The sequence below is a fragment of the Robiginitalea sp. genome, assembly GCF_982776155.1.
The window spans coordinates 1-25213 of sequence record NZ_CEXZKX010000004.1 but is presented as its reverse complement, the minus strand read 5'-3'; the positions used below and the strand labels follow the sequence as shown (position 1 = coordinate 25213).

The window sequence follows — 25213 nt, the reverse complement described above, 5'->3', positions numbered from 1 at the left end:
GTTTGCGTTGGAAAGGGCAAAGATACTGATTACTGCGATTTCTCCAGCAGTTTCAGGACGTGGCGGGCACGCGCCTGATAGGCAGCGCTTCCCTTTGCGTAATTCAACTTCAGGACTTCCCGCAATTCCGGCCGGATCCACGGGAATTCCTCCCCCAGCAGGTAGAGCGTCTGCATGCAATAGGCCTTGGGAGCTACCTTGTGCGGTCCGATCAACCAGTCAAAACACACCTCGGCCATCCGCTCCCGGTGACGGCTCTCCAGGGGGGGCTTTGCTCCTTTGCCGGGCTTGTAGTAACTCCCGGCGAGTAATTCACAGATTTTGGCCATGGGCCGGATGGAAGACTCTTCCTGCAGGCGCGACAGCCCGTCAATGAATACCCCCAAATACGGGAATAACCGGGCCGGGTCTTTTTTAAAGACGAATTCCAGTACCCAGCAGGCCCGGCTGCCAATAGCGTCGTGCCGGTTCAGGCAGATAGCGATTAAATCCGGGAGCCAATGGGGGGTACCCAGGATTTCTGCCGCCATGGCGAGGCGCTCCTTCCGGGTGGCATCCACATAATCCAAACGCTGGAGTAGTTGGTTGTTTAATTCCAATGACGTATTTTGGGTTGGTTAAATCGCCACTATGAAATTAGGAAAAAAAATTGCCTGGGCACTGCTCATTGTGTTTGTCGGCATGCAGTTCTTCCAGCCGGACAAAAATGAAGATACTTCAGACCACCTGGCCACCTTCCTCAGCGAAACCAATCCGCCCGACCAGGTGGAGCACCTCCTGAAAACGAGCTGTTTCGATTGCCACAGCAACCATACGGTCTATCCCTGGTACAACCGCGTAGCGCCGGTCTCCTATTGGCTGGCCGACCACATTGACCACGGCAAGGGGCACCTGAATTTTTCGGAGTGGGGTACCTATGATGCCGGGGAGAAAGACCACAAGCTCGAAGAGGTTGTGGAAACCGTGGAATCCGGCGAAATGCCGTTGCGGGAATATACCTGGACCCATGCCGAGGCCCGGCTGACAGAGTCTCAGCGCAACGCCATCCTGGAATGGGCGCGGCTTAGCCGGAGTCGCCTGGCCGTAAACGGTTCGCCAGAATAGGCAGCCCCACCGAAGCGCGCTCCCGGATTATTTCCAGGTTCCCGTGTTCCCCCGGCGCCATCTGCGGATCCGGGTCCACAAAATACAGCGGGACTCCCTCTTTTTTATAATGGACCAGCCCGGCTGCCGGATACACCTGCATGGAGGTGCCTACGATGATCAAAACATCGGCCTGGGCGGTTACCTCAGCCGCCCGTTGCAACATGGGCACTTCCTCGCCAAACCAGACAATGTGGGGCCGCAATTGGAATCCGTCCGGGCAGGTATCCCCCAGCACGATGTCTTCGGACCAGGGGAATACGCGTGCATTCGGCCCGGTACTCCGCGCCTTGAGGAGTTCCCCGTGTAAGTGCAGTACGCGGCTGCTGCCGGCACGTTCGTGCAAGTCGTCTACATTCTGGGTGACGATGGTGGTGTGGTAGTGTTGCTCCATTTCCGCCAATGCCAAATGCCCCTTGTTGGGGGCCACTTCCGATAGCTGACGGCGGCGCTGGTTGTAGAAATCCAGGACGCGCCGGGGGTCCTGGCGGAATCCTTCGGGAGTGGCTACCTGCTCTACCGGGTGACCTTCCCAAAGCCCGCCTGCATCCCGGAATGTCCGTATCCCGCTGTCGGCGCTCATCCCGGCCCCGCTGAGAACCACCAGGCGCTTCATGGCAAAGGGGTTTTGTCCGGGGACCCGGACAATCTACTTGCATTTTGCATACATGCATTCCGATACCCTCCCGTCCGGGTAATCCGGGCGAACGGTATCGGGCCTAATTGAAAAATCTGTAATTTCATCGGGTTGGTAAATCGCATTACAAACGAAATATACGCATGGATTTTGGCCTGCTGGAATATTTGGAGGAATTTCTAACTGAACAGCGGCGCAATCGTTTCCTCGAAGTTCTCGCAAACCGGACGCGATATATCACCGTGGCGCTGCAGGACGTCTATCAACTGCACAATGCGAGCGCAGTGATCCGCTCCTGCGATATTTTCGGCATCCAGGATGCCCACCTGATTGAGGAACGGTTTGGCAACCGCCTGGATAAGAATATCGCTATGGGGGCCCAGCGATGGGTGGACATCCATCGTTACAAATCCACGGATGCGTGCGTCCATGCCCTCCGGGAAAAGGGGTACCGGATTGTGGCGACCAGTCCGCACCAGGGGAGCGTCTCCCCGGAGGCACTCCCGCTGGACACCCCGGTGGCCGTATTTTTCGGCACGGAAAAGGAAGGCCTGAGCGAAGGTCTCATCCGGCAGGCGGATGCCGCAATCCAGATTCCCATGGTGGGGTTTACAGAAAGCCTGAATGTCTCCGTAGCGGCTGCCATCGTCCTGCGGGAACTGGGAACCCGCCTGCGTAAATCCGAATTGCCCTGGCGCCTTACCGAAGCGGAAATCCTGGAGAAACGACTGGACTGGGCTCAGAAAACAATTAAGTCTGCCCCGGAGATCATCGCCCATTACCGGAGAACTCACTGATTTTTCGTATATTACAATACACAAACCTGCCTGGTGGCACTGCCATCCGGGCTTTTCCAACTAAACCTGCCAAATGATGACTTTTATCTATATCCTGGCAGCCATCCTGGTGCTGCTTATTATCCTGTACCTTATTGCCCCTGCCCGATACGATGTATCCAGGAACATTCTGATCAACCGCCCCCCGGCTGTAGTTTTTGAGTATTTAAAGTATCTGAAAAACCAGGATGAATGGTCGCCCTGGGCGAAACGGGACCCGGATATGAAGAAGGAGTACCGGGGTACGGACGGCACCGTGGGCTTTGTGAGTTCCTGGGAGGGGAACAAGGAAGTGGGGGCCGGGGAGCAGGAAATCACCCGCATCCAGGAAGGTTCCCGAATCGAGAGCGAGTTGCGGTTTTTGAAGCCCTGGAAATCCACCTCGGATGCCTACATTGAAGTGGAGCCTGCCGCAGGGGACGCTACCCGGGTCCGCTGGGGTTTTTCCGGGCAGAACGGATTCCCCATGCGGTTGATGATGCTGGTGATGAGCATGGATAAAATGGTGGGCAAGGATTTTGAGGAGGGGCTGGCCTCCCTGAAAACGCGGCTCGAAAGCAAGGAGTGAATTAAAACAACCTAAAAATGGAACAGAATTTTGTAGGCTGGTTCGAGATCCCTGTCAGGGATATGGACCGGGCCAAAAAGTTTTACGAATCGGTCCTCGATATCGAGATTCAGCTAAACGACATGCACGACCTCAAGATGGGGTGGTTCCCGTTTGCACCCGAGAAGCCGGGCGCTTCGGGATCCCTGGTGTACCACAAGGATTTCTACGAGCCAAGCGATTCCAAGGGAGTAATGATTTACCTTTCCTGCGGGGATGTGGCGGTAACCCTGGATAAAATTACCAAAGCCGGAGGCAAGGTCCTCCAGGAGAAAAAACAAATCTCGCCGGACCACGGGTACATGGGGCTTTTTATCGATTCGGAAGGAAACCGGATGGCGCTGCATTCCCGCCAATAGGTCAATAGGCTGTACGGGCTTTTGGCTGTCTCGCCGTTAATCCGCCAGTTCCAGCAGGGCGATGGGGTAGGGCGTATCGAGCTCCACCCGGCCGCCGCTAACCGTGGCTTCGCTGCCCGAATAGGCATCCCTCAGGACGGTGCCGTCCCCGAAAAACCCACGTACATAGAGCGATTTTGGCCCTTCGGGTAAATCCAGGCCAACGGCCACCTTATCCCGATAGTCGCCGTCCGTATAGGTGCGGCTGAATACATACGGCTGGCTGGCAAGCCGTTTGTGCCTGCCGGCCCCGATAGCCGGATGGTGGTTCCGGAATTGGCCGAGTTTCTGCCAGTGGGCCAGGATCTCCTGTTTCTCCGGGAGGCTGTCCAGTTCTTCCCAGTTCATGAACGAACGCAGCGTGGCATCGCCTACGGTGCCTTCCACCACCAACCCCCGGGCGCTTTCGTCCCCGTAGTAAACCTGTGAGGCGCCAGGGGTGAGCAGCAGGATATTGGCGGAGCGGAAAGGTTTGGACCGGTCCGGGTCAAAGGGGCTGCCATCGTCGTGCGAACTCAGGTAATTGACGATTCCCAGTCCGTTGAGGTCGTCGTGGAGGAGGGTGCTGTATTTTTCGAAGATCCGGTCATAGGATTGCCCGGCGTCCGATTTTAGTTCAAAATTGATCAGGCTTTTAAAGCCGTGGTCAAAGTAATCCACCGTCCGGTCGCCAAAATCGTAGTCGCGGCCTGAGGAAGCCCCATAGCCGTACACTTCCCCAACCATATAAAACGGGGTGTCATCCAGGACCTTCCCGGGATGTTTGCGCTTCCAGCTCTGGAATGCGTAGGCGGCTTCCCGGTACAATTCCGACCAGGCGTCTTCATTGACGTGTTTGGCCGTATCTACGCGGAAACCGTCGATGCCCAGGTCGTTGACATAGTCGGTCAGCCATTTGATGATGTAGTACCGCGGTGCCCTGGGGTAGCCCGTGCGGTCAAAGAACACCTGCAATTCGTCCAATTCCTCGCTCAGCCGGCCTTCCGCCTTCCACTTGGCCAGGAGCGCATCCGGCAGCACGACGGCTTCCGACGATTCCGTTCGGATATCCGGCAGGTTCTCCACCAGGGTACAGGCGGTGGTTCCCTGGTAATCCTCAAAATTACAGGTGGGGTCCAGACGCACCCAGGACTCCGGCCAGGCCGGATCCTCCCCGGTAACCGGACCCGTGTGGTTCAGGACCACGTCCATCAGTATGCGGATCCCTTTGGCGTGGGCAGCTGCCACCAGTTCTGCCAGTTCGTCCCGGGTACCGAAATTCGGATCCAGGGCCGTCCAGTCCTTCGCCCAGTACCCGTGGTAGGCATATGTGTTGCCCGTCCCTTCGTCCGTGTCCCCGTGCACCTGCTCCACTACGGGGGTAAACCAGATGGCATTGATGCCCAGGTCGGTAAAATAACCGTCTTTTATTTTCTCGGTAATGCCGGCCAGGTCGCCACCCATAAACCCGCGGAGGGGCCCGGTGGGGTTGACGCGATCAAAATTCAGGTCGTTTTCCGGATTCCCGTTGCGGAACCGGTCGGTGAGCAGGAAGTAGATGTTCGCTGCCTCCCAGAGGAAGGGGATGCTGTCCCGGCCCTGATCTGCCACTTGCTCCGTTGCCGGTAACTGCGCTGTTTTTGGTTCGGGTTTACAGCTGTAAATACTAACCGATAGCGCCAGAATCAGCAGGAGTCTATGCATGGTTTCAGGATTTTTCCTAAAGCTAAAAAATGGAGGGGGATAATTAAAATTTATTTTTGGCGGTTGAGCACCTTGTACTCTTCGTAACAACTGCTCAGGGCATCCAGGATCTGCAGGTCATTTGCTGTGCGGATAAACGAACTGGAATAGTTGCAATTGGTGAGTATATCCTCGATATCCACCTTCTGCAGCTGCAGGAGTTCGGTCAGGGTTTCCCGGTCGAACTTCGAGGCCAGCAGGTCCCGGATCCGATCGTCTTCCTTGATTTGCCGGAGCTTGCGCATCTGGCGCGGGTGCCTGCCAAACAGGTTGCGGAGCAAGTCTGCCGGGTTCATGATGGCCCCCAGGACCTTGGTAACCGCACTCGGGCTTTTGCTCCCGGACTCATAGCTCACGGGCAGGCCGGAGATGCTGTACTGGTAGGCCGTATTGATGGGCAGGTTTTTAACGTCTATCTCCAGGTAGCCCGTAAGCTGGTAGGGCTGTACGATGACTTCTTCCAGGGCATAGGCGAGCTCGGTCAGGGCGATGTCGGTATCCTCGAACTTAAACATGTCGTTGGTTACCCGGATCTTTTGCGACTTAAACCCCAGATAGGAAAAGTAGAGCGTGTCGTTGACGGCTGCCCGGATGGCGAATTCCCCCTGTCGGTCCGTAATGGTCCCGACCACCTGGTTCAAATTGATGACGTGAACGCTCTCCAGTGGCTGATCGGTCTGCGCGTTGATCACGCGGGCCTTAAAAACGCCGGCTGTCGATGTATCCTGGGCGCTTGCCGGAAGGGTAACTGCCAGGAGCAGGAATAAAAGCAGGGGGTTCTTCATGGGGATGCGGGACAATGGGCTGCTAAGAAAACAAAAAAAATGGCTGTTTCCCAATTTTTAGCGTGGCCTTAACTAATAGAAGCCGGCACGTTTCCCGCCTTTCTTGGCCCCCTTTTTCTTCTTGCCCCCCGCAGGCTTTCCTTTTTTGGGATACCCCCCTTTTTTGGAGTACCCGCCTTTTCCCTGGCCTCCGCCTTTGTAGGACTTCTTGCCGCCTTTGCGGAATTTCTTGCCGCCTTTCCTGTTCGATCCCCCGTCCTGAGGGCTGGAAGAAATTTCCACACGGACTTCCCGCCCCTCGTAGGTGACCCCCTGAATCGATTCCATCACGAGTGGGGCCATGGAAGAATCGGTGTTGAAGAAGGAGAAACTGTCCTTGGTCTCCACCTTGTAGATGTCGTCACGGCCGAGTCCGGTTGCCGCTTTAAGCAGGTCCTTGAGCTGCATCCAGTCCAGGCCGTCCATTTCGCCGATATTGATAAAAAACCGCGTGGTCCCGGAATCCCGGGCCGATTCGGCAGCCCCTGCGGCCGGGTTCAGGTCGCGCGTCTTGCTGTAGAAGTCGTAGAACCGGCTGAATTCCACCGAGATCATCTTCCGGATCAGCGTATCCCGGTCCATGCCTTTAAAGACATCTTCAATGGCCGGGAGGTACGCCTCGATAGAGGGATTGACCTCCACAGACCGGATTTTGTTGGCCAGGTGATAGAGCTGGATTTCGCAAATCTCCATTCCGTCGGGCAGCTTTTTCTGCTCAAATGGCCGTCCGATTATTTTTTCGATGGCGCGGATCCGCCGTTGTTCCGAGCGCGTCAGAATCACCATGGACACCCCGGATTTTCCCGCGCGGCCCGTACGCCCGCTGCGGTGGGTGTAGGTCTCTGTTTCGTCGGGCAGCTGGTAATGGATCACATGGGTGACATCGTCCACATCGATGCCCCGGGCGGCTACATCGGTAGCTACCAGTAATTGCAGTTGCCGCTTGCGGAAGGCATTCATCACCAGGTCGCGCTGTTGTTGGCTCAGGTCGCCGTGGAGGGCGCCGGCGTTATACCCGTCTTCGATCAATTTTTCCGCCACCTTTTGGGTGTCGCGTTTTGTTCGGCAGAAAATTACGGAAAACAGGCCGGGATTTGCGTCGGCCAGGCGCCTGAGGGCCGGGTAACGGTCCCTGCCCGCAACGGTGTAGTATTCGTGCTGGACGCTGGCAATGGCCTCGTTTCGGGTTCCGACGGTTACCTCTGCAGGCTGGTGCATAAAGTCCCGGGCTATCCGGGCGACGGCGTTCGGCATGGTGGCCGAAAACAACCAGGTCGATTTGTCTTTGGGTGCATGGGAGAGGATATCCACCAGGTCTTCGTAAAAACCCATGTTCAGCATTTCATCGGCCTCGTCCAGGACACAGTAGCCAATGGAAGATATATCCGCCAGCTTCCGGCTGATCATGTCTTTCATCCGCCCCGGCGTGGCCACGATGATCTGACCGCCGTTTTTAAGTGCCTTGGCCTGTTGCTGGATGGACGCGCCTCCGTATACGGCCACAATGGAGAGCCCCTTGATGAATTTGGCATAGGCCTGTAATTCCGAGGTAATCTGCAGGCAGAGTTCCCGGGTAGGGGCCAGGATGAGCGCCTGGCTCTTCCGGCTGGCGGAATCCGTTTTTTCCAGAAGTGGCAAGCCGAAGGCGGCAGTTTTTCCCGTACCGGTCTGGGCAAGGGCAACCAGGTCGGTTTCCGGGCCGAGTAGCAGCGGGATGGTTTCGAGCTGAACGCCCGTAGGTTGTACAAATCCGAGGGCGTCGACGGCCTCCACAAGTGGCTGGCTGAGCCCCAGGTCTTTAAATGATGTCATAGGATGGTATTGCTGTTCAATCGTTGCGAACAGTGGCGGCGATACGCATGGGATGTGCCGCATGAACCCGGGAGACCCGGCGGTTGAAATTCGGCCGCAAAGATATTTCGAATTTTCGACATATGTGCCGCAATTTATCTTTTTCTGCCTCAGATGTTTGCGTCCCGGGCCCGGATGGACCGGGATCTGCCGCCAGGCTCAGACCCGGGTGCGGAGGAAGGCATCCAGGGCGCGGAATGCCTTTCCGCGGTGGCTGATGCTGTTTTTTTCGTCCGTGGTAAATTCGGCAAAACTCCGCGGGCTACCCTCCGGCTGGAATACCGGGTCATAGCCGAAACCACCCGTCCCCCTGGGGGCTTTGAGCAATTCCCCGTTGACCACGCCTTCAAAATAGTGGAATTGTCCGCCCAGGCAAAGGGCGATCACCGTGCGGAATCGGGCCCGCCGATCCTCCTTCCCTTCCATCGCTGCCAGCAATTTGCGCATATTGGCCTCCGGGTCGGCTGCAGGGCCTGCGTACCGCGCCGAATATACGCCGGGGGCCCCGCCCAGGGCGGCTACCTCCAGGCCGGTATCATCGGCAATACAATCCATGCGGAAATTGTCTGAAACATATCGGGCCTTGAGGCCTGCATTGCCTTCCAGGGTGGGCTCGGTCTCGGGGATTTCACTTGTACAGCCAATGGCGTCCAGGGAAAGGAGGGAAATGCCTTCCGGCAGCATTTTCCGAACCTCCCGGAGTTTGCCGGGGTTTCGAGTTGCAAATACCAGTTTCACAGATATTGGATCATTTGTTCCTGGGACGGTTTCAAAAATACTATTTTTAGGCTTCTGCCCGCATTATGAAAACACTTGAATTACGCCTTCCGCCCGCCCTGGTTTTTTTGGCCTTTGCCGGCGCCATGTACCTGCTGGCCGCCTGGCTGCCTGCAGGGGAATTTGATTTTTTCGGCCGGCGCTGGCTGATCTATGCACTGGGAGGTGCCGGGATTGTCATCCTGGCCGTCGCTATCCTGCAATTCGTCTTCAGCCGGACCACCACGGACCCGATGCATCCGCAGAAGGTCAACCGGCTGGTCACCTCGGGGATTTACAACTATACCCGGAACCCGATGTACCTGGCCATGCTTTTGTTTTTGCTCGCCTGGGGGCTGCAACTGGGCAACGCCTTCAACACGCTGCTCGCGGCCGGGTTTGTCGCGTATATGAACCGCTTTCAGATTCTCCCGGAGGAGCGGGTGTTGCTGGATCGCTTTGGGGCGCCCTACAGGCAGTATTGCAAATTGGTCCGCAGGTGGTTCTAACTATTATCTTTAATGCTTATAATACAAAATATTAGCTTTTTAAATAATAAATAATTATATTAGCTGAAAAACTAATAAAATGATTGCTGTTCTCACAGGAGACATCATCAATTCCGCCCAAACACCGGTTCCCGAATGGCTGCCTGCACTTAAATCGCTGATGGGGGAGTGGGGGGAAAGCCCGCAGGATTGGGAAATATACCGGGGGGACGAATTGCAGCTGCGCCTGCCCCCGGGCAAAGCCCTCCGGGCTGCAGTTTGGCTGAAAGCCCTCATGCGGTCGCGGGAGGACATGGATATCCGGCTGGCCATAGGAATCGGGACGGAAACTTTTCGGGGCCGGCGGGTCAGCGAGTCGAATGGGGAAGCTTACCGGCGATCCGGGCGGGCTTTTGAAAATCTGAAGAAGGATAAAACGCGCCTGAAGGTTTCAGGAGGCGTCCCGGATGCCGACAAAAGCCTCAACCTGATGCTCCGGCTCGCATTGCAGTTCATGGACAGCTGGACCCGGGTCTCTGCCGAAACTGTCAGCCTGGCCCTGGCCTATCCGGAAGCGAGCCAGGAGACGCTGGCAGAACGGCTCGAAATCCGCCAGTCGGCGGTGAGTCAGCGACAGACCCGGGCCCGCCTCGACCTGGTAAGAGAGTTGCTGGGTTACTACCAGGATGATTACCTAAAACAGATCGGATGCTTATTGTAAAATTATTGCTCGCCCACATGCTTGGCGACTTCCTCCTGCAACCCGGCAGGGCGCTCCGCCACAAGCAGGCCCGCAAGGCCGGCTCCTGGTTTTTCTACCTCCACGGTCTGGTGCATTTTTCCCTGACCCTGCTCCTGGTATGGGACTTGCGGTTCTGGCAGGAGGCCCTGGTCATCGCGGCCTCCCACCTGGTCATCGACGCCGTCAAACTCTACACTGCACACTGGTACCGAAGAGACAGCATCCCATTCTTCCTGGACCAGTTGGCCCATGTACTGGTCCTCCTGGTCGTGGCAACCTATCCGGATACCACAGGGGAGTTGGCGCATCTGGCAGCGGGGCTCAACTGGCCTGTCCTTACCGGTTTGTTCTTTGTGACCTTTCCGGCGGCCTTCCTCACCGCCAAACTCCTCGAGGGGCTGGGCGAACAGATCCCAATGGACCACAAATCCCTCCCGCGCGCCGGCATGTATATCGGGATTTTGGAAAGACTGTTTGTCTTTGCGTTTATCCTGTTGGGTCGTTGGGAAGCCATCGGGTTGCTCATAGCGGCCAAATCCGTATTCCGCTTCAACGACCTGAAGGAGTTCAACAACCGCCGTTGGACGGAATATATCCTGATCGGGACGCTCCTGAGTTTTGGCATGGCCATCCTGGCCGGCCTGTGGGTTCTCCCCTCCCTGCAGGGTTAAAGAATATAACATCCCGGGGCGGCTTTGTAGCGCCCGTTTCATTTTGTCAGAGGCAATGAGGGGTTGCCGCAATTTCTTTTTATCTTCACCGCCTTAAACACTTGTTGGTACGTGAGCCGGAAATTCGTCTTCGATTTTGACAGCACGCTGACCCGGGTTGAGGCCCTGGATGTCCTGGCGGAAATTACCCTGGAAGGCCGGGAAGACCGGGATGCCATCATCCGGGAGATTCAGCAGATCACCAACCTGGGCATCGACGGGGATATCTCCTTTACGGAGTCCCTGGAAAGGCGTATCCGATTGCTCGGGGCGCACCGGAAAGACCTGGAACCCCTCATAGGGATGCTGCGGGAGAAAATTTCAAAATCCATTGCAACCAACAGGGAATTCTTTGAAAAATTTGCGGATGACATCTATGTGATTTCCTGCGGTTTCAAGGAGTTTATCGATCCGATTGTCCGGGAATACAACATTCCGGAAGAACGGGTTTTTGCAAACACCTTCGAGTTTGACGAGCAGGGCCGCATTACCGGATTCGACACGGCCAATGTACTTGCTTCCCACAACGGAAAGATCGAATGCCTCCGGGCACTCGACCTGGAAGGGGAGGTACAGGTCATCGGTGACGGCTACAGCGATTACGTGATGCGCGAGGCCGGTATAGCCCATAAATTCTTCGCCTATACCGAGAATGTCCACCGCGAAAAGGCCGCCCGAAATGCCGACCATATCGCACCTAACCTTGATGAATTTTTATTTGTAAACGATTTGCCACGAAATCTATCCTACCCCAAGAACCGGATCAAGATCCTCCTGCTGGAAAATGTTCACCCGGCAGCATTTAAAAACCTTTCCGAAGACGGATTTTCCGTCGAACTGGTCAAACACAGCCTCCCGGAGGAAGAACTGATCGAAAAAATCAAGGGTGTCCATGTATTGGGTATCCGGTCCAAGACCCGGGTCACCAAGAAAGTACTGGATGCCGCCGATAAGCTTTTGATTGTCGGGGCCTTTTGCATCGGGACCACCCAAATCGAACTCGAGTACGCCCGCCAGAAAGGGGTGGTGGTCTTCAACGCCCCCTACAGCAACACGCGTTCCGTGGTGGAACTCGCCATCGGGGAGATCATCGTCCTGATGCGGAGCATTTTTCCCAGGAGCACGGAAATCCACAACGGGGAATGGCATAAAACCGCAGCAAATGCCCGGGAAATCCGGGGGAAGAACCTGGGGATTGTCGGGTACGGGAATATCGGGAAACAACTCTCCGTGTTGGCCGAGGCCATGGGCATGCGCGTGTACTATTACGACGTGAACGAACAACTCGCCCTGGGCAATGCCGTTAAATGTGACACGCTGGAAGACCTGCTCGGCGTCTCCGACGTGGTCACCCTGCACATAGACGACAACCCTGCCAACCGGAATTTCATCGGGGAACGGGAACTCGCCCAGATGCGCACGGGGGCCTACCTGATCAACCTGTCCCGGGGGTTCGTGGTGGATATCCCGGCTTTGGTCGGAGCCCTGAAATCCGGAAAGCTCGCAGGTGCCGCCATCGACGTGTACCCGGAAGAACCTGCCAGCAACGGCCCGTTTGAAACTGAACTGAGAAACCTGGATAACGTGATCCTCACCCCCCATATCGGCGGGAGCACCGAGGAAGCCCAGCGGGATATAGCCGACTTTGTCCCGAACAAGATCATGGACTATATCAATTCGGGCAGTACGGTAGACGCGGTGAATTTTCCGAACATCCGGCTGCCCAAACAACAAAATGCGCACCGTTTCCTGCACATCCACAAGAACGTGCCGGGGATCATGGCCCATATCAACAAGGTCCTGGCGTCCTACGACATGAATATCATCGGCCAGTACCTGTCGACAGACCCAGAAGTGGGCTACGTAATCACCGACCTGGATAAGGAGTACAACAAAGCGGTCATCAAGGAACTCAAGGCCATCGAGCACACGATTAAGTTCCGGGTGCTCTACTAACCGTCTCCGTCCGGGACATCCGCTCGCCCCGCACGCAGGAATATCTCATGTCTTGCTTCCCGGGTGCTTCCCGGGATCCAGCGGGCAGCCAGTTGATCCATCCATTCGGGCACCGGGTCCCTTTCGGTGTGCAACAGGTGGCGTGTAGCCGACCAGGAATACAGGTATCCGGCTATATCCTCCAGTGCCACCTCACGGCGTATGGAATACGGGCCGGGCATTTCGATTTCTTCCCAGGGGAAGGGCAGGTTGGCGTATGCCGCTTCCACGTATCGTCGTTCGGGCTCCCAATAGGGGCCCACCACCTGCCGGTAATACCGATCGAGCCAGGCATCGGTTTCCGGGTCGGTTTTCAGTAAGCCGTAACCCCAGACGGCCAGCACGCCTCCCGGTTTGAGCAACCGTCGCGCCTCGTTGTGGAATGCCGGGATGTCGAACCAGTGGATGGCCTGGGCCACACAGATCAGGTCGAACGTCCCGTTGGCAAAACCGGTGGCTTCCGCCCGCTGCCGGCTGTAGGTAATGTTGGGGGCCGAAGGGGCTTGCCGCAATTGTTCTTCGCTGATATCGATAGCGTTTACCTGCTGGAAATAAGGTGAAAGGGCCCGGGCTACCTGCCCGTTGCCGGTGGCACAATCCAGCGCCCGTTGCCTGTCGGGAACCAGGGCGATTATATCTTCCAGCAAATTTGCCGGATAGGAAGGCCGGAATCGCCGGTAATCTGCGGCCTGCTCGGAAAACAAGTCTTTCGGTTGCTTCATCTTTGTCGCTTTTTAACGGTGCCGCCCGGACGGTATTCCGCAACGTGGGAACAGGCCCGGGGGCGGCCTTCCCCGTCAGTCATTGTGGTAGGGATCCCCCCTCAGGATGGAAAAAGCCCGGTAGAGCTGTTCCACCGCCAGGAGCCGGACCACCTGGTGGTTGAAGGTCATCTTCGAGAGGCTCACCGTCCTATCGGCCCGGGTGCGCAGGCCTTCTGAAAAGCCGTAGGCCCCGCCGATAACCAGTACGAGCCTTTTCGGCCCGGCATTCATACATTTCTGCAACTGCCCTGCAAACCCCCGGGAGGAATACTCCCGCCCCTTTTCATCGAGCAGCCAAAGGGCATCCTGGGGATGTAACGCCCGGAGGATGGCTTCCGCTTCTTTTTCTTTCAGCTGTTCCGGTTTAACCTTCCCTTTGGTTCGAATATCCGGGACGATCCCGATTTCAAAAGGGATGTAGTGGTTGAGTCGGCGTTCAAAGTCCGCAATGAGAGCCTCCAACGGGCCGGCATCCGTTTTGCCAACAGCGAGCAGAATGAGCTTCATCCGGTAAAAATAAGGTATGCGGGCCAATTCGGGAAATCTCCCGTTCCGCAGTGTATCCCCCACCGATTCGGTCTGATTGGCCCGGGTCTAACCCGAACATTTTGTTACTTTAGCGATAGAAAAAGAACAAATGATTTCAGCCGAAAAATTCCAGCAGGAAATTGACCGGATTATCGAAACGTCGCTGCGGGAAGATATTGGTGACGGGGACCACAGTTCCCTGGCCTGTATCCCGGCGTCGGCGGCGGGGCGGGCCCGCCTGCTGGTCAAGGACCGGGGAATCCTGGCCGGCGTAGACCTGGCGCGACAGGTTTTCCAGGCGGTAGACCCGGACCTGGACATGGAAGTTTTATTGCAGGACGGGAGCAATGTGGGCCACGGCGACACGGCATTTTTTATCTCGGGATCCTCCCAGAGTATCCTTCGCGCCGAGAGGCTGGTCCTCAACGCGATGCAGCGAATGAGTGCGATTGCCACCAAAACACGCAGGTATGTGAACCTGCTCGAAGGGACGGGCACCAAAATCCTGGACACCCGAAAGACCACTCCGGGCATCCGCGCCCTGGAGAAATGGGCCGTCCGCATCGGGGGCGGCACAAACCACCGGTTTGCCCTCTACGACATGATCATGTTGAAAGACAACCATATAGACTTTGCCGGGGGAATCCGGGAAGCCATTAGCAAGACCCGGGAATACCTGGCAAGTACCGGCCGCGACCTGAAGATCATCGTCGAAGCCCGGAACCTCGTGGAAGTAGATGAAATACTCGCCTGCCAGGGCGTCCACCGGATCCTCTTGGATAACTTCAACTACGCAGACACCCGGGAAGCCGTGCGGCGGATCGGGGGTCGGTGCGAAACCGAATCCTCCGGGGGGATCGACGAAAAAACACTGCGGGCCTTTGCGGAGTGCGGGGTGGATTATATCTCCTCCGGGGCACTCACGCATTCGGTCCACAACCTGGACATGAGCCTTAAAGCGGTCTAGATGGGGCAGAATTTCATCGAAAAACTGGAGCGCATGCCCGTTATCCGCTGGGTGGTATTTGCCTTAAAGCGGGTTCAGCTAAAGGCATTCGAAGGGCTCTCCCTCTTCGACCTGATCGTTATGTACGCCCGGGGAATCATTCGCGGGGCGCTCTCCACCCGTGCCAGCGCCATTGCCTTCAGCCTGTTCCTGGCCATTTTTCCCCTGTTGATCTTCCTGGTTACCCTCATCCCTTTCGTGATCCCCCTGGTCAGCGTGGGCAACAGCAATTTTGACGCCCAGTTCCTGAGTTTTCTGGAAGCCTTCCTCCCGCAGGCCACCGGGGAGTATTTCACGGAGGTCTATCAGCAAATCCGCGACCAGAAACAGGGTGGGCTCGTATCCTCGGCCTTCCTGATTTCCATCCTGTTGATGGCCAACGGCGTGAATGCTATTTTCGGGGGCTTTGAGAACAGTTACCACATCGAACTCACGCGGAATTTCTTCAAGCAATATGCCTATGCGTTGTTCGTGGGGCTTATCCTCTCGGTCCTCCTGATTGTCGGCGCGGTTTTTTACGTCTATTTCGAGTTTTACGTCCTGGGATACCTCACCGAATTCACGGCACGCAACAGCGGGGTGGTCCTGGACGAAGGAGAGATCCTCGGGGTCCGGGTGGGCAAAGTATTGTTCTTTATCCTGCTTACCTACCTCACCACCGCCATCCTCTACTACTTTGGCACGACAGAAGGGAAGAAAGCGAAATTTTTCTCCTACGGTGCGCTGATGACCACCTTGCTCATCCTGCTGACTTCCTACCTGTTTGGCGTCTACATCGATAATTTTGCCAGGTACAACGAGCTTTACGGGGCACTGAGCGGCCTGTTGATCCTGATGATTTATATCTGGCTGAATTCGAATATCCTGCTGCTCGGGTTTGAGCTAAACGCCACGCTGAATTACTTGCGCAAAAGTTTCCCGCGAGATGAATGAGGCGGGGACCGGAGCGGATGCCAGCCCCCGGGGCTCCGGCCCAAAGGTTTCGTCGGGCGCGCGCTATGTGGAGGTGCTCCTCCCGATGCCGCTGGAGCGGAATTTCACCTATGCCCTGGGAGACATCCCGCCGGGGACGCTCCGTCCCGGGACCCGGGTTGCCGTCCCCTTCGGAAAATCCAAATTGTATACGGGCCTGGTAGTGGGCTTCGGACACCGGGCACCCGAGGCGTATGAGGCCAAGGAGGTGTACCGCGTGCTGGACGAGGAGCCCCTGGTCACCGAATTGCAGCTCCGGCACTGGCAATGGATTGCGGATTATTACATGTGTACTGCCGGCGAGGTATTCCGTACAGCCGTGCCTTCGGTTTTCCTTTTACAGAGCGAAACCCGGGTCATGCTGCGGGAAGGGGCGAACCCCGACGAAAAGGATTTGGACGATACCGAATTTCTGATCCTGGAGGCATTGCAGCACCAACCGGTACTCTCGGTGGGCGAAATAGGGGATATCGTGGACCGCAAATCCGTTTTGCCCATCCTCCACCGGATGATCGGCCGGGATTTACTGGTATTGCAGGAAAAGCTCCAACAGGGATATAAACCCCTGCGGGCCCGTTTTATCCGGTTACACCCGGACTACGAGGACCAGGCCGCACTCGGGGAGTTGATGGACTCCATGGGGCGGGCCCCGAAACAATCCGAGCTCCTCCTGCATTTATTCCAATTGCGGCGGGGAACCGACAAACCCATTCGCAGCAAGGTATTGCAGGAGCAATCCGGAACTTCCCGGGCAGTTTTAAAAGCGTTGATCGATAAGGGCGTCCTGGAAGAGTACTTCCTGGAGGAAGACCGGATTGTATCCCCGGGGGGCGGGGCGCAGCATCAACCCCCGGAGTTGAATGCTCTTCAGGAGGAGGCCCTGGGAGTCATTCGCAGCGGTTTTGAATCGGATCGGCCGGTCCTTCTCCACGGGGTAACCTCCTCCGGAAAGACCGAGGTGTACCTCCGCCTGATCCTCGATATGGTGGCGGCAGGGCGGCAGGTTTTGTACCTGGTCCCTGAAATCGCCATTACGGAACAACTCGTGAGGAGGTTGCAACGGGTCCTGGGCCATCGCGTGGCCGTTTTCCATTCCCGCCACAGCATGCAGGAACGGGCCGAACTTTGGTACCATGTACGCGCCGGGGAGGAAAAGGCGTCGGTAATCCTGGGAGCCCGCTCAGCCCTCTTTCTGCCATTTGCAGACCTGGGCCTCATCGTAGTGGACGAAGAGCACGAAAACACTTATAAGCAATTCGACCCGGCACCGAGATATCACGCCCGGGATGCTGCCATTGTACTGGCCGGCCTATCCGGGGCCCGGGTGGTTCTCGGCTCCGCCACACCGAGTATCGAGAGCTATCACAATGCCCGGTCGGGAAAATACGCCTATGCCCGACTGGACCGGCGGTTCGGGGATGTGCTGCTGCCGGAGATGGAACTGGTAGACCTCGCGGAGCAGTTCCGGAAAAAGAAGATGCAGGGACATTTTTCAGAGCGGTTGCGGGAGGAGGTTGAGGGTGCCCTGGGGCAGGGCGGGCAGGTGATTCTGTTCCAGAATCGCAGGGGCTTTGCACCCATTGTGGAATGTGCGAGTTGCGGCCATGCCCCCCAGTGCCGAAATTGCGACGTCAGCCTGACCTTCCACCGGCACCGCAAGGAGCTCCGGTGCCACTACTGCGGTTTCCACCGGCTCCTGGAAAACACCTGCGAAGCCTGTGGCAACCCCACGCTGGACACCAAGGGATTCGGCACGGAACAGGTGGAGGCGGAGCTGGCGGAATTGTTCCCCAAGGCCCGTACGGCCCGGATGGACCTGGACACCACCCGCGGCAAGCACGCCTACGGCCGCATAATCCAGGCTTTTGAAGCGCGGGAAACGGACATTTTGGTCGGGACGCAAATGCTGACCAAGGGGCTCGACTTCCGGAATGTGGCGCTGGTGGGCATCATGAATGCGGACTCCCTGCTGAACTTCCCCCACTTCCGGGCCCACGAACGCTGCTTCCAGCTTTTGACGCAGGTGGCGGGGCGCGCGGGGCGCACGCGGGAGCGGGGTCGGGTGCTGATCCAGACGTACAACCCGAACCACCAGATCCTCCAGCAGGTTGCCTCCGGGGCCTATGATGCGATGTATGCCGAACAGGTCTACGAACGGGAGCAGTTTGGCTACCCGCCTGCCCTCAGGATCATCCGGATCACCTTTCGCCACCGGGAATACAATCGGGTAGGGGAGGGCGCCGCCTGGTTTGCCCGATCTATGCGGATGCATTTCGGAAAGGACGTCCTGGGGCCGGAATTCCCTCCGGTAGCGCGGATCCGGAACCAGTACCACAAGAATATCCTATTGAAGATCCGGCCGGGCAGCGGGCTGGCCCAAACAAAAAATAGCATTAAAAGAATTGAATCGTCTTTTAATGCTATTTCGCAATTCCGAAGTATACGTGTGATCTATAACGTCGACTACATTTAGTTAAACATTGCTCAAGGCTTCCGCGAGTTCCGTCTTCTTGTTACGGCTCAGCGGGATCGAGCGTCCGCTTACCTCCACGTTTTTACTGTTGAATTTTTCGATTTTCTCCAGGTTGACGATATAGGATTTGTGGATCCTCAGGAATTTGTCTTCCGGCAACTGTTTCTCAAAAGCTTTCATCGTGGATAAAATAACGATGTTCGCCTCGTCGGTCACCAGTTTGATGTAATCGCCCAGGGCTTCGATCCACTTGATGTCGTTGAGGATGACCTTGCGTTTTTTCAGGTTGCTTTTCACGAAGATGTGCTCCTCGTCCTCATTCACCTTGTGCATCTGCTCGTATTTGGACACCGCGCGTTTTACGGAGGCGTCAAACCGGGCCATGGTAATCGGTTTGTGCAGGTAATCCGTCACGTCGTAGTCAAACGCCTTGAGGGCGTAATCCGGTTTCCCGGTGATCAGGATGACCTGGGGCGGATTTTCCAGGGATTCCAACAGGTCGAAACCGTTGATGATGGGCATTTCCACATCCAGGAAAATCAGGTCAATTTCATTGTTTTTGATGCCGTTTTTGGCTTCAATAGCATTGCTGTACTCAGCAACCAAGGCTAAATTCGGGTGATTATTCACCAATTTCGCAACCGCCATTCGTTGCATTGATGAATCATCAACCACAATACTCCTTAATTTCATAAATGGTTGATTTGTGGGGTTTAATCATCTACAAAGTACTTAAAAATCAGCGGTGTCGACAACTAAAGTTGTAAACATGGTGTGAATTACTGTACGGTTTGCAGACGACTTTCAGTCATTTGATTTGGGTTCAGGTTAAGCTCTAATTTTTAATCCTTCCTAGCTATAACGATCTTTTTTTGGATTTCTTGTAAAAAGGCCAAAGAATTCTTACTTTTGCGCACCTTAAATTAAACTCTTAATATGAACCATTACGAAACTGTTTTCATTTTAAATCCCGTTCTATCTGATACGCAGATAGAGGAAACAGTTAAGAAATTTGAAAATTTCTTGACCAAGAATGGTGCCAAGATGGTCTCCAAGGAAGATTGGGGACTCAAGAAACTGGCCTATCCCATTCAGCACAAAAAGAGCGGATTCTACCATCTGTTCGAATTCACGGCTCCCGGCGAGGTCATTGGCCCGTACGAACAGGAGTTCAAGAGGGATGAGCGCATCATGCGCTTCCTCACCGTGAAGTTGGACAAACACGCCGTCGCATGGGCGGAGAAACGCCGTAACAAATTAAAAGCTAAAGCCTAAGGATATGGCCACACTGCAACAACAGGCAAAAGGAAAAAAAGACGGGGAGATCCGGTATCTGACCCCGCTGAATATTGAGACCAGCAAAGAGAAGAAGTATTGCCGCTTCAAGAAATCCGGTATTAAGTATATCGATTACAAGGATCCGGATTTCCTGATGAAGCTGGTGAACGAGCAGGGCAAGATCCTGCCGCGCCGGCTGACGGGTACCTCCCTGAAGTACCAGCGGAAAGTAGCCCAGGCGATTAAGCGTTCGCGCCACCTGGCGTTGATGCCCTATGTAGGTGATTTATTAAAGTAAACGGAAGGAATCATGGAATTGATACTCAAGAAAGACGTAGAGAACCTCGGGTTCAAGGACGACCTGGTATCCGTCAAGAACGGCTATGGCCGGAACTACCTGATTCCCCAGGGGATGGCGGTACTGGCTACCCCTTCTGCCAAAAAGGTACTCGCCGAGGACCTGCGCCAGCGGGCCCATAAGGAAAAGCAGGCCATCGACGCTGCCGAGAAGACAGCCGAAGCCCTGAAGGCTCTGGAAATTAAAATCCCCGCCAAAGTAGGGGAAGCGGACAAACTGTTTGGTTCCGTTACCAACGCCGACCTGGCGGCTGCCCTGGAGAAAGAGGGACACGCTATCGAGAAGAAGTATATCAGCATCAAAGGAGGCGCTATCAAGCGCGCCGGACCCTACGAGGCGGAAATCCGGCTGCACCGCGAGGTACAGGTGGAGTTTGCCTTTGAGGTGGTGGCTGAACAAAACTAAGCCCGACCGGCAAATAGATAAGAGTCCATCCTGGCCATCAGGGTGGGCTTTTTTTATAAACCGAATTGCGGAGGATGAAATACGAAAGGCTTACACGCGAACAGTTGGAGGAACTGCACCCGGAATTCATCAATTTCCTGGCAACGCAATCCATCACGGCCGAGGAATGGGACCGGATTAAGCGGGAAACGCCCCAGGTGGCCGAAGACGAAATCGATGTCTTCAGCGACCTGGTCTGGGAGGGCGTCCTGTCCCGGGTAGAATACCTGGAACAGATCGAGGCGCAGCAAATGCATCTGTTCCACATGACAAAGCGCGAGATGAAACTGATTTCCGTCCGGGTAATGAACCCGGAAATCGATCTCAGGTCGCAGGAAGGGTTTGGCTGGTTCAAGAAAAACTGGCAGTCCGATTTTGTGGAGTACCTCACGGCGGCCAAGGCGTATTCGGACGATCCGAATGCGGATAAATTCGAATTGATCCGAAAGGGGGCGACCATTACCAAAGGCGACCTGTACCGCTGGTTTGACGAGGTGATTGAAAACTAACGGCAAGCCTTGAAAACTAACCTCCCCAGGGACTGGCACCCTCCCGTCTTTCCGCTATATTTGCATGAGCCTGTGTCGGATCATCCCAGGCTCCGGAAATAACCACACGAATTCAAGCCGCCTTATGGCAAGAAAACCATCCATCCCGAAAGGTACAAGGGATTTTAGCCCGCAGGAGGTTGCAAGGCGCAACCATATCATCGGGGCCATCCGCGAACAATTTGAGCGGTTCGGCTTCCAGCCCATCGAAACCCCGTCCTTTGAGAATTACGACACCCTCATGGGCAAATACGGGGAGGAAGGCGACCGGTTGATTTTCAAGATCCTGAATTCGGGGGATTTTTTAAAAAAGGCAGACGCGACCGTCCTGCAGGATAAAGACTCCGCCGGGCTCACTCCGCAAATAGCGGAAAAAGCCCTCCGGTACGACCTGACCGTGCCCTTTGCGCGCTATGTGGTGATGCACCAGAACGAAATCGATTTTCCCTTCAAACGCTACCAGATCCAGCCTGTCTGGCGGGCAGACCGGCCGCAAAGGGGGCGGTTCCGGGAGTTCTACCAGTGCGATGCGGATGTTGTGGGCGCCACCGGGCTCATCCAGGAAGCGGAGTTTATCCAGCTATACGACCGGGTCTTTGCCTCTCTGGGCCTGAATGGGGTAACCATCAAGCTGAACCACCGCAAGGTGTTGTCCGGCATTGCCGAAGTCATCGGGGCTGCCGACCGGCTGACGGATTTTACCGTAGCCCTGGACAAACTCGACAAGATCGGGCGGGAAAAGGTGGAAGCCGAGATGGAGGAAAAGGGGATTTCCCGGGAGGCCATCCGCAAAGCGGCACCCCTGTTCGACCTGAGCGGGGAGGCTTCCGGACAACTGGCCGCACTGCGCGGGCTGCTCGCCGAATCGCCGACTGGGCTGCAGGGCGTGGAGGAATTGGAAGAATTGCTCGACCTGACCCGGCAGATGGGATTGGAAGCGGGTAAGTGCGTGCTCGACGTTACACTGGCCCGCGGCCTGAACTACTACACCGGGACCATCTTTGAGGTGGCAGCCCCGGAAACGGTGCAAATGGGGTCCATTGGCGGGGGCGGCCGCTACGACGACCTGACGGGCATCTTTGGCCTCAGGGATGTGAGCGGGGTCGGTATTTCCTTTGGCCTGGACCGGATTTGCCTGGTAATGGAGGAGCTTGGGTTGTTCCCGGAAACCCTGGACCGCGCCCTGGATGTGTTCTGCATCAATTTTGGCCCGGAAGAGGCGCGGGCAGCGCTCCGGTTGGTCATGCGCCTGCGTTCCCGCGGGATCCGGGCAGACCTCTACCCAAATGACGCCAAGGTGGGCAAGCAATTTAAATACGCAGATAAACGGGACGTTCCCTTCGTCGTCCTGATCGGGGACGAGGAGTTGCGCAAAGGGGAGTTTACCGTCCGGGACATGCGCGGGGGCGGGCAGCAATCCTACCCGCTGGATGCATGGGAAGACTTTGCCGATACCCTTTCCGCATAACGGCAACAGCCTGTATTACTACAGCCTTTTTTTGACCTCTTTGACGATCCGGGAATAATATTGGGCCCCGTGCGGTACGTATTCCCCGGGCCGGGCCAGCCCCCAGGTTTCTTCGGCAAATTGCAGGAGGGGGATAAGCCGGAGTTCCGCAACTTCGGATTGCTGGGGGGTGAGCGCCCCAAAGGGCTGGCTGAGCCGGCAGAGGTATACATGCCGGAACTCCCGGTCACGGATTCCCCCGGGGTGGTCCCGGGAATCCTTCACAATGGTTATCGGTATGAGCTGGTCCGCGGATACCTCCAGGCCAATCTCTTCGCGTATCTCCCGCACTGCCCCTTCCAGCGGGCTTTCCCCTGCGCCGACATGACCGGCAACGGAAACGTCCCAGACGCCCGGGTCGGTAGCTTTGTCCTCGGCGCGACGCTGCAGCAAGACGCGTCCATCGGAGGTGTAGAACCAGACGTGGACGGTGGGATGGTACCAGCCTTCCCGGTGGGCTTCCGACTTCAGCGCCGTTTTGCCGGTGGGATTGCCGTCTGCGTCCCAGATGTCTATCCGCTCATCCACCTTGTCTGCGGGTTGGTTAATCGAAGTAGCTGAACGTTTCCCCTTCCTCGATGGTCAAAAGCGTTTCGTAAATGAGCCGGATGACATTCGCCACATCTTCCTTTTGCACCATTTCCACCGTGGTGTGCATATACCGCAACGGCAGGGAAATCAGGGCGGAAGCCACCCCCCCGTTGCTGTAGGCAAATGCATCCGTGTCCGTCCCGGTTTGTCTGGAAGCCGCCAGGCGCTGGAACGGAATGTCATTCTTTTGGGCGGTTTGCAGGATGCGTTCCCTGAGTTTGTTCTGAACAGCCGGGGCGTAGGAGATCACCGGCCCCGCCCCGATTTCGGTATGCCCCTCTTTTTTCTTGTCGATCATCGGGGTGGTTGTATCGTGGCAGACATCCGTAATTATCGCGGCATTCGGTTTGATCCGCTGGGTGATCATTTCGGCCCCCCGCAACCCGATTTCCTCCTGGACCGAATTCGTCACATAGAGACCAAAGGGTAGTTTCTTGCCGTTTTCCTTTAACAAGCGGGCTACCTGGGCAATCATAAAGCCTCCGGCCCGGTTGTCGATGGCCCGGCAGACAAACTTGTTTCCGGCCAAAACCTGGAAGTTGTCCGGGTAGGTAATAACACAGCCTACATGCACGCCCATCTTCTCAACCTCCTCTTTATCCTTGGCCCCGATATCTATAAAGATGTTTTCGAGTTTGGGCGGCTCCTCTTTCGACTTGTCGCGGGTATGGATGGCCGGCCAACCGAAAATTCCCTTAACGATGCCGTTGGCCGTATGGATATTCACCCATTTCGACGGGGCGATCTGGTGGTCGCTGCCCCCATTGCGGATCACGTAGATCAGTCCGTTGTCCGTAATATAGTTGACATACCAGGAAATTTCGTCACTGTGCCCTTCGATAACCACCTTGTAGGGGGCATCCGGGTTGATGACGCCTACAGCGGTTCCATAGGTGTCCGTGATAAAGGTGTCCACATAGGGTTTCAGGTAGGACATCCAAATTTTCTGGCCCTCCCATTCATAGCCGGTCGGGGAGGCGTTATTCAGATATTTTTCAAAAAATTCCAGGGATTCCGGAGTGAGAATGCTGTCTGCGTTCATGTAGCTTTGTTTGCTGCAAACTTAGCAATATTCACTTTTATTTAATACTTCCAGCCTGGCTTTATCGTTACTTTTGGCAAGGCCTTTGATTGAATATGTCTATGCGTTTTTCCCGTAAAACCTTATTGGCGATCCTGCAGATCTCCCTGCTGCCGGCTTGGCTTATCGGGCAGGTGCCCGAACAGGAACTGGATTCGGTGGAGGAGCAAATGATCATCCTGGAGGGGGATAGTATTTTCCGCAGCTCCATCGAGCTGGACGCGGTGTATATTTTCGGAAAACTGAAGTTCGACTCCTATGACGACAAACTCCGGTACCTGATCCTCAGAAGGAAGACCATCAAGGTGTATCCGTACGCGAAGCTCGCCTCGGAGCGGCTCGTAGAACTCAACAGCCGCCTCGAGAGCATCACCTCCAGGCGGAAGCAGAAACGCTACACGCGCATTGTACAGCGGTTCATCGAAGACGAGTTCGCCGCTGAGCTGAAGAAGCTCACGCGGACCGAGGGCCAGATCCTGGTGAAACTGATCTACCGGCAGACGGGCATTACCGCTTTTGACCTGGTGAAACAACTCAGGAGCGGCTGGCGGGCCTTCTGGTACCAGACTACCGCAAGCCTGTTCGATATCAGCATCAAGGAGGAGTTCCACCCGGAAAGCGTCCACGAGGATTACCTGATCGAGGATATTCTGCAGCGGGCTTTCGCGGCAAATATACTGGAGCGGCAGGAATCCGTACTGGATTACGACTACGCCTCCCTGACCAACCAGTGGAGCAGCGCCAAAAAGAAGGAAAATTAGTTGCAGGGTTCTTTTTTTTCCGTTATCTTCCTTGTCCTTTTTTTGGGGTTGATACAACCAAATTTCTCGTTCTAAGCGGGTTAGGTGTCAGGCCGGAAAAAAGAAAAAAATTTTACGCATTTATGTGATTGTTTTTCAAAAAAAGCATTCTATATTTGCACCCGCTTTTCGGGGTAAAACCTGGATGCGAGGA

At 55.8% G+C, this 25213-nt stretch carries 28 protein-coding genes; 17 read left to right on the top strand and 11 right to left on the bottom strand.

Annotation, left to right across the window (positions count from 1 at the left end):
• Positions 1 to 29 precede the first annotated feature (29 nt).
• Positions 30 to 599, bottom strand: a complete 570-nt coding sequence (locus tag AC3DKS_RS07940; RefSeq protein WP_272607870.1) for an adenylosuccinate lyase — start codon at positions 597 to 599, stop codon at positions 30 to 32.
• A 31-nt stretch (positions 600 to 630) separates the two neighbouring features.
• Between AC3DKS_RS07940 and AC3DKS_RS07935 the strand changes: the two genes are divergently transcribed.
• The gene (locus tag AC3DKS_RS07935; protein ID WP_272607871.1) at positions 631 to 1104 is read left to right on the top strand and encodes a heme-binding domain-containing protein; all 474 of its coding nucleotides are present in this window, start codon (positions 631 to 633) and stop codon (positions 1102 to 1104) included.
• Here the strand turns inward: AC3DKS_RS07935 and AC3DKS_RS07930 are convergent.
• Entirely contained in the window at positions 1064 to 1759 is a 696-nt protein-coding gene (locus AC3DKS_RS07930) for an SIR2 family NAD-dependent protein deacylase (protein WP_272607872.1), read from the bottom strand. The genes AC3DKS_RS07935 and AC3DKS_RS07930 overlap by 41 nt on opposite strands.
• Before the next feature lie 164 nt (positions 1760 to 1923).
• Here AC3DKS_RS07930 and AC3DKS_RS07925 point away from each other — a divergent pair, with 164 nt between their 5' ends.
• The 3 genes from AC3DKS_RS07925 (at position 1924) to AC3DKS_RS07915 (ending at position 3582) form a co-directional block, all read left to right on the top strand.
• A complete protein-coding gene (locus tag AC3DKS_RS07925; RefSeq protein ID WP_015755228.1) occupies positions 1924 to 2577 on the top strand; it encodes a TrmH family RNA methyltransferase in 654 nt (217 codons plus the stop codon).
• 76 nt (positions 2578 to 2653) lie between these two features.
• Positions 2654 to 3184, top strand: coding sequence for an SRPBCC family protein (locus AC3DKS_RS07920; RefSeq protein WP_015755227.1), 531 nt, complete (start codon positions 2654 to 2656; stop codon positions 3182 to 3184).
• 17 nt (positions 3185 to 3201) lie between these two features.
• Positions 3202 to 3582, top strand: coding sequence for a VOC family protein (locus AC3DKS_RS07915; RefSeq protein WP_015755226.1), 381 nt, complete (start codon positions 3202 to 3204; stop codon positions 3580 to 3582).
• 36 nt (positions 3583 to 3618) lie between these two features.
• Here the strand turns inward: AC3DKS_RS07915 and AC3DKS_RS07910 are convergent, their stop codons facing one another.
• The 4 genes from AC3DKS_RS07910 to rdgB all read right to left on the bottom strand — a co-directional run bounded on the left by AC3DKS_RS07910 (position 3619) and on the right by rdgB (position 8756).
• A complete protein-coding gene (locus AC3DKS_RS07910) occupies positions 3619 to 5304 on the bottom strand; it encodes an alpha-amylase family glycosyl hydrolase (protein ID WP_272607873.1) in 1686 nt (561 codons plus the stop codon).
• 50 nt (positions 5305 to 5354) lie between these two features.
• Positions 5355 to 6128, bottom strand: a complete 774-nt coding sequence (locus tag AC3DKS_RS07905; protein WP_272607874.1) for a carboxypeptidase-like regulatory domain-containing protein — start codon at positions 6126 to 6128, stop codon at positions 5355 to 5357.
• 72 nt (positions 6129 to 6200) lie between these two features.
• On the bottom strand, positions 6201 to 7979 hold the full coding sequence (locus tag AC3DKS_RS07900; RefSeq protein WP_041327244.1) for a DEAD/DEAH box helicase: 1779 nt from the start codon (positions 7977 to 7979) through the stop codon (positions 6201 to 6203).
• Positions 7980 to 8177: 198 nt separating this feature from the next.
• Positions 8178 to 8756, bottom strand: a complete 579-nt coding sequence (gene rdgB / locus AC3DKS_RS07895; protein WP_015755222.1) for an RdgB/HAM1 family non-canonical purine NTP pyrophosphatase — start codon at positions 8754 to 8756, stop codon at positions 8178 to 8180.
• A gap of 65 nt (positions 8757 to 8821) precedes the next feature.
• Between rdgB and AC3DKS_RS07890 the strand changes: the two genes are divergently transcribed.
• From AC3DKS_RS07890 to serA, 4 genes are all read left to right on the top strand, one after another.
• Positions 8822 to 9283, top strand: a complete 462-nt coding sequence (locus AC3DKS_RS07890) for a methyltransferase family protein (protein WP_015755221.1) — start codon at positions 8822 to 8824, stop codon at positions 9281 to 9283.
• 79 nt (positions 9284 to 9362) lie between these two features.
• Positions 9363 to 9983, top strand: a complete 621-nt coding sequence (locus tag AC3DKS_RS07885; protein WP_015755220.1) for a hypothetical protein — start codon at positions 9363 to 9365, stop codon at positions 9981 to 9983.
• Positions 9971 to 10675 (top strand): DUF3307 domain-containing protein, encoded by a 705-nt coding sequence (locus AC3DKS_RS07880; RefSeq protein WP_272607875.1) that lies wholly within the window; start codon positions 9971 to 9973, stop codon positions 10673 to 10675. Before AC3DKS_RS07885 ends, AC3DKS_RS07880 begins: the two co-directional genes overlap by 13 nt.
• 111 nt (positions 10676 to 10786) lie before the next feature.
• Positions 10787 to 12670 (top strand): phosphoglycerate dehydrogenase, encoded by a 1884-nt coding sequence (gene serA / locus AC3DKS_RS07875; protein ID WP_015755218.1) that lies wholly within the window; start codon positions 10787 to 10789, stop codon positions 12668 to 12670.
• Here the strand turns inward: serA and AC3DKS_RS07870 are convergent.
• Both AC3DKS_RS07870 and AC3DKS_RS07865 read right to left on the bottom strand, forming a co-directional pair.
• Positions 12667 to 13431 (bottom strand): class I SAM-dependent methyltransferase, encoded by a 765-nt coding sequence (locus AC3DKS_RS07870; protein ID WP_015755217.1) that lies wholly within the window; start codon positions 13429 to 13431, stop codon positions 12667 to 12669. The genes serA and AC3DKS_RS07870 overlap by 4 nt on opposite strands.
• A gap of 75 nt (positions 13432 to 13506) precedes the next feature.
• Positions 13507 to 13980, bottom strand: a complete 474-nt coding sequence (locus AC3DKS_RS07865) for a 23S rRNA (pseudouridine(1915)-N(3))-methyltransferase RlmH (protein ID WP_015755216.1) — start codon at positions 13978 to 13980, stop codon at positions 13507 to 13509.
• A 130-nt stretch (positions 13981 to 14110) separates the two neighbouring features.
• Between AC3DKS_RS07865 and nadC the strand changes: the two genes are divergently transcribed.
• From nadC to priA, 3 genes are read left to right on the top strand one after another with little or no spacing between them, the layout of a single operon-like run.
• Positions 14111 to 14968: a carboxylating nicotinate-nucleotide diphosphorylase gene (nadC, locus tag AC3DKS_RS07860; RefSeq protein WP_272607876.1), complete on the top strand. Its 858-nt coding sequence runs from the start codon at positions 14111 to 14113 to the stop codon at positions 14966 to 14968.
• Positions 14969 to 15940, top strand: a complete 972-nt coding sequence (locus tag AC3DKS_RS07855) for a YihY/virulence factor BrkB family protein (protein WP_015755214.1) — start codon at positions 14969 to 14971, stop codon at positions 15938 to 15940.
• Positions 15933 to 18452: a replication restart helicase PriA gene (priA, locus tag AC3DKS_RS07850; RefSeq protein ID WP_272607877.1), complete on the top strand. Its 2520-nt coding sequence runs from the start codon at positions 15933 to 15935 to the stop codon at positions 18450 to 18452. The genes AC3DKS_RS07855 and priA overlap by 8 nt, the downstream gene beginning before the upstream one ends.
• On the opposite strand, the gene AC3DKS_RS07845 is transcribed toward priA, so the two are convergent.
• Complete coding sequence (locus tag AC3DKS_RS07845) at positions 18453 to 19145, bottom strand: LytR/AlgR family response regulator transcription factor (protein ID WP_041327243.1); 693 nt, start codon at positions 19143 to 19145, stop codon at positions 18453 to 18455. It abuts the gene before it with no gap.
• Positions 19146 to 19388: 243 nt separating this feature from the next.
• On the opposite strand from AC3DKS_RS07845, the gene rpsF reads away from it, so the two are divergent.
• From rpsF to hisS, 5 genes are all read left to right on the top strand, one after another.
• The gene (gene rpsF, locus AC3DKS_RS07840) at positions 19389 to 19727 is read left to right on the top strand and encodes a 30S ribosomal protein S6 (protein ID WP_015755211.1); all 339 of its coding nucleotides are present in this window, start codon (positions 19389 to 19391) and stop codon (positions 19725 to 19727) included.
• Between the two features lie 4 nt (positions 19728 to 19731).
• Entirely contained in the window at positions 19732 to 20028 is a 297-nt protein-coding gene (gene rpsR, locus AC3DKS_RS07835; RefSeq protein ID WP_015755210.1) for a 30S ribosomal protein S18, read from the top strand.
• 12 nt (positions 20029 to 20040) lie between these two features.
• Positions 20041 to 20493 (top strand): 50S ribosomal protein L9, encoded by a 453-nt coding sequence (gene rplI, locus AC3DKS_RS07830; RefSeq protein ID WP_015755209.1) that lies wholly within the window; start codon positions 20041 to 20043, stop codon positions 20491 to 20493.
• 74 nt (positions 20494 to 20567) lie between these two features.
• The gene (locus AC3DKS_RS07825; protein ID WP_272607878.1) at positions 20568 to 21041 is read left to right on the top strand and encodes a DUF6495 family protein; all 474 of its coding nucleotides are present in this window, start codon (positions 20568 to 20570) and stop codon (positions 21039 to 21041) included.
• A 124-nt stretch (positions 21042 to 21165) separates the two neighbouring features.
• Positions 21166 to 22548, top strand: coding sequence for a histidine--tRNA ligase (gene hisS / locus AC3DKS_RS07820; RefSeq protein ID WP_272607879.1), 1383 nt, complete (start codon positions 21166 to 21168; stop codon positions 22546 to 22548).
• Positions 22549 to 22566: 18 nt separating this feature from the next.
• Here hisS and AC3DKS_RS07815 read toward each other — a convergent pair whose 3' ends face one another.
• Entirely contained in the window at positions 22567 to 23115 is a 549-nt protein-coding gene (locus AC3DKS_RS07815) for an NUDIX hydrolase (protein WP_272607880.1), read from the bottom strand.
• A 16-nt stretch (positions 23116 to 23131) separates the two neighbouring features.
• Complete coding sequence (locus AC3DKS_RS07810; RefSeq protein WP_015755205.1) at positions 23132 to 24220, bottom strand: M42 family metallopeptidase; 1089 nt, start codon at positions 24218 to 24220, stop codon at positions 23132 to 23134.
• Between the two features lie 101 nt (positions 24221 to 24321).
• On the opposite strand from AC3DKS_RS07810, the gene AC3DKS_RS07805 reads away from it, so the two are divergent.
• On the top strand, positions 24322 to 25020 hold the full coding sequence (locus AC3DKS_RS07805) for a DUF4294 domain-containing protein (protein ID WP_015755204.1): 699 nt from the start codon (positions 24322 to 24324) through the stop codon (positions 25018 to 25020).
• Positions 25021 to 25213: the final 193 nt, after the last annotated feature.

What these genes read in the sequence shown, in the direction of transcription:
- nadC (WP_272607876.1), top strand. Translation starts at nt 14,111, where the DNA reads ATGATTTCAGCCGAAAAATTCCAGCAGGAAATTGACCGGATTATCGAA.
- AC3DKS_RS07885 (WP_015755220.1), top strand. Translation starts at nt 9,363, where the DNA reads ATGATTGCTGTTCTCACAGGAGACATCATCAATTCCGCCCAAACACCG.
- AC3DKS_RS07825 (WP_272607878.1), top strand. Translation starts at nt 20,568, where the DNA reads ATGAAATACGAAAGGCTTACACGCGAACAGTTGGAGGAACTGCACCCG.
- AC3DKS_RS07870 (WP_015755217.1), bottom strand. Translation starts at nt 13,431, where the DNA reads ATGAAGCAACCGAAAGACTTGTTTTCCGAGCAGGCCGCAGATTACCGG.
- hisS (WP_272607879.1), top strand. Translation starts at nt 21,166, where the DNA reads ATGGCAAGAAAACCATCCATCCCGAAAGGTACAAGGGATTTTAGCCCG.
- AC3DKS_RS07890 (WP_015755221.1), top strand. Translation starts at nt 8,822, where the DNA reads ATGAAAACACTTGAATTACGCCTTCCGCCCGCCCTGGTTTTTTTGGCC.
- rplI (WP_015755209.1), top strand. Translation starts at nt 20,041, where the DNA reads ATGGAATTGATACTCAAGAAAGACGTAGAGAACCTCGGGTTCAAGGAC.
- rpsF (WP_015755211.1), top strand. Translation starts at nt 19,389, where the DNA reads ATGAACCATTACGAAACTGTTTTCATTTTAAATCCCGTTCTATCTGAT.
- AC3DKS_RS07900 (WP_041327244.1), bottom strand. Translation starts at nt 7,979, where the DNA reads ATGACATCATTTAAAGACCTGGGGCTCAGCCAGCCACTTGTGGAGGCC.
- AC3DKS_RS07935 (WP_272607871.1), top strand. Translation starts at nt 631, where the DNA reads ATGAAATTAGGAAAAAAAATTGCCTGGGCACTGCTCATTGTGTTTGTC.
- AC3DKS_RS07925 (WP_015755228.1), top strand. Translation starts at nt 1,924, where the DNA reads ATGGATTTTGGCCTGCTGGAATATTTGGAGGAATTTCTAACTGAACAG.
- AC3DKS_RS07915 (WP_015755226.1), top strand. Translation starts at nt 3,202, where the DNA reads ATGGAACAGAATTTTGTAGGCTGGTTCGAGATCCCTGTCAGGGATATG.
- rpsR (WP_015755210.1), top strand. Translation starts at nt 19,732, where the DNA reads ATGGCCACACTGCAACAACAGGCAAAAGGAAAAAAAGACGGGGAGATC.
- AC3DKS_RS07905 (WP_272607874.1), bottom strand. Translation starts at nt 6,128, where the DNA reads ATGAAGAACCCCCTGCTTTTATTCCTGCTCCTGGCAGTTACCCTTCCG.
- priA (WP_272607877.1), top strand. Translation starts at nt 15,933, where the DNA reads ATGAATGAGGCGGGGACCGGAGCGGATGCCAGCCCCCGGGGCTCCGGC.
- AC3DKS_RS07930 (WP_272607872.1), bottom strand. Translation starts at nt 1,759, where the DNA reads ATGAAGCGCCTGGTGGTTCTCAGCGGGGCCGGGATGAGCGCCGACAGC.
- AC3DKS_RS07805 (WP_015755204.1), top strand. Translation starts at nt 24,322, where the DNA reads ATGCGTTTTTCCCGTAAAACCTTATTGGCGATCCTGCAGATCTCCCTG.
- AC3DKS_RS07920 (WP_015755227.1), top strand. Translation starts at nt 2,654, where the DNA reads ATGACTTTTATCTATATCCTGGCAGCCATCCTGGTGCTGCTTATTATC.
- AC3DKS_RS07810 (WP_015755205.1), bottom strand. Translation starts at nt 24,220, where the DNA reads ATGAACGCAGACAGCATTCTCACTCCGGAATCCCTGGAATTTTTTGAA.
- AC3DKS_RS07865 (WP_015755216.1), bottom strand. Translation starts at nt 13,980, where the DNA reads ATGAAGCTCATTCTGCTCGCTGTTGGCAAAACGGATGCCGGCCCGTTG.
- AC3DKS_RS07855 (WP_015755214.1), top strand. Translation starts at nt 14,969, where the DNA reads ATGGGGCAGAATTTCATCGAAAAACTGGAGCGCATGCCCGTTATCCGC.
- AC3DKS_RS07910 (WP_272607873.1), bottom strand. Translation starts at nt 5,304, where the DNA reads ATGCATAGACTCCTGCTGATTCTGGCGCTATCGGTTAGTATTTACAGC.
- AC3DKS_RS07845 (WP_041327243.1), bottom strand. Translation starts at nt 19,145, where the DNA reads ATGAAATTAAGGAGTATTGTGGTTGATGATTCATCAATGCAACGAATG.
- AC3DKS_RS07880 (WP_272607875.1), top strand. Translation starts at nt 9,971, where the DNA reads ATGCTTATTGTAAAATTATTGCTCGCCCACATGCTTGGCGACTTCCTC.